This is a genomic window from Pseudomonas sp. 32_A, from assembly GCF_017490905.1.
Lineage (GTDB): Bacteria > Pseudomonadota > Gammaproteobacteria > Pseudomonadales > Pseudomonadaceae > Aquipseudomonas > Aquipseudomonas inefficax.
Genome location: NZ_JAFGYI010000198.1, coordinates 1 through 513 on the forward strand (window position 1 = coordinate 1; position 513 = coordinate 513).

The following is a 513-nucleotide window of genomic DNA, read 5'->3' on the forward strand; positions in this document are numbered from 1 at the left end:
GACCAGCTACGGCCCCGCGCTGATCGACGACGACACCCCCACGCCCGAGCATGCGCGCTTCCGCTGGTCCCACCTGCTGCGCCTGGCGCTGGTCGGCGCCGCGCTCTGGCTGCTGCCCATGGGGCTGCTCGCGGCCTCATTCGGCTGGAACGGGACGCTGACGCAGATGGGCTGGTTCTTCACCAAGGCCGCCCTGCTCACCTTCGGCGGCGCCTATGCGGTGCTGCCCTATGTCTACCAGGGTGCGGTCGGTCATTACGGCTGGCTGTCGCCCACGCAGATGATCGACGGCCTGGCCCTGGGCGAAACCACGCCGGGGCCGCTGATCATGGTGGTGGCCTTCGTCGGCTTCGTCGGCGGCTACCTGCACCCGATGTTCGGCGCGGACCATCCCTTCCTCGCCGGCGCCATCGCCGCGAGCCTGGTCACCTGGTTCACCTTCCTGCCGTCCTTCCTGTTCATCCTCGCCGGGGGTCCGCTGGTGGAGTCGACGCACAACGAGCTGAAGTTCAC

General features: G+C 69.0%; 1 protein-coding gene. It reads left to right on the plus strand.

Annotated elements, in window-relative coordinates; genetic code table 11:
• On the plus strand, positions 1-513 hold a 513-nt coding region (locus J5M58_RS26270; protein ID WP_207880261.1), incomplete at both ends, for a chromate transporter.